Genomic DNA, 1,595 nt, shown 5'->3' on the forward strand with positions numbered 1-1,595 from the left:
GCTTATGAAGACATTACTAACATCGGGGTGTACTAATCAACGGGGAGCAGGTCAACATCATAAAAGTGATCCCATCATCATTGGCGGGAACATGTTAGGTGATTCAGCCCTTGAACTGATCGCTGAATTCGATAGCACCAAGCATCTTCGCCCGGATGTCGCAAAATCAGTTTGGCACAACTCGCTTCGCTTACCCAACGGTGAATCACTAACGAATGAACAGTGGTCTAGTATCGCAGATGACTATATGAGGAGAATGGGATTCAGTGATACCCATCTCCGTTGCTATGTCTTACATGACGACGATGGCCAGCACATACACATTATCGCAAGTCGCATAGATCTCAATGGTGGGAAGCTTTACTTGGGTAGGAACGAAAACCTCATCAGCACACAGATCATCAGTAAACTCGAAGTCGCTTATGGCCTGACAGTGACCAAAACGGCATCTCCCCCATCGCAAGCACAACCGAAGCGGAAGAGAGTGTCCCGTAATGAGAAAATGCTATCGGAACGAACCGGGGTGCTTTCACCAAGAGAAGCTCTGCAGCAGATACTTGATAAAAGTTTATCTGATAAGCCGGACCTTCTAACTTTCACAAAACGACTGGAAGAAGCAGAAGTAACTTGGACAGCGAATGTCGCAAGCACAGGCAAAATGAACGGCTTCTCATTCTCCTACCGCGATATAGCTTTCAAAGCTTCGCAATTGGGTAAAAGTTACAGTTGGGCAAATCTTATTAACAGGCTCAACTACAACCCAGATCATCTAGAAGCTCTTCGAATCGACATACCTTCAAAGGAAGTTTCTCAAGCTCCCATGCCAATACCTGTTCCTGTTCCTGTTCCTGTTCCTGCTCCTGCTCCTGCTCCTGCTCCTGCTCCTGCTCCTGCTCCTGCTCCTGCAATAGTTTTGAAAACCGCTGAGAGAAAGGAAAGTATCGGTAAAAAAATTGCAGAACTGGAACTACGGCTCAGAGAAGACAAACGGAACGAAATCGTAGAAAAGATCCTTCAAAAGAATGCAGCCAAACAGCAAAAGCATCTCAGGCTCACCGGCTGGATTCCCTTTTTACAACGGCTCATAGAGCTTCTCAGAAAATATGGAAAGAGCATCCTCCACAAGGTTCCTACAAACTTCTCAGAAGTCTATTCAACACATCATCTGAAACCTACAAGAAAAATTCGTTTATAGACAGCTAGTTGTAAACACCTTTCGTAACCTAACTCAATTGCTTAGTAATAAATTTGTGTTTAGTCAAGAAAATATTGATCGTTATTACAGATCGATAATCTAGTTATGATAGACAATAACTATCAAGTAACAATCATCGATCGGTACAAGCAATTTTACTAAAGCGAGTCGGTCATCGAGAATCTCTGTAAACGCACCATTTAATCTTCCAGATTGGGATAGCTATGGAAAACGAAACAATAAAGTGCCCGTTCTGCTTTACACAAAGTCCTCATGGTGTGCGGATTTGCAAAGGCTGTCATGCAAAGGTCGCTTACGGTGAAAGCCCGCTCAGTGTGGCATTCCTGTGACTTTGTTGAATAAATCGAACTTTTGCTGAGTTGAAGGATCAGATCACGCA

At 43.9% G+C, this 1,595-nt stretch carries 2 protein-coding genes; one reads left to right on the plus strand and one right to left on the minus strand.

Annotated features, from left to right (window positions below):
* The first annotated feature begins 4 nt into the window (after window positions 1-4).
* Entirely contained in the window at window positions 5-1,195 is a 1,191-nt protein-coding gene (locus HX884_RS26330) for a relaxase/mobilization nuclease domain-containing protein (protein ID WP_256737205.1), read from the plus strand.
* A 200-nt stretch (window positions 1,196-1,395) separates the two neighbouring features.
* Here the strand turns inward: HX884_RS26330 and HX884_RS27075 are convergent.
* Window positions 1,396-1,595 (minus strand): hypothetical protein (locus tag HX884_RS27075; RefSeq protein ID WP_218620152.1); only part of this gene is annotated, 200 nt, incomplete at its 5' end.

Origin of the sequence: Enterobacter sp. SECR19-1250, assembly GCF_013391025.1 — a bacterium.
In the GTDB taxonomy this organism is placed as follows: Bacteria; Pseudomonadota; Gammaproteobacteria; order Enterobacterales; family Enterobacteriaceae; genus Enterobacter; species Enterobacter cloacae.

Excerpts from the sequence above, each read along its gene's own strand:
- HX884_RS26330 (WP_256737205.1), top strand. The coding sequence starts at position 5 with ATGAAGACATTACTAACATCGGGGTGTACTAATCAACGGGGAGCAGGT.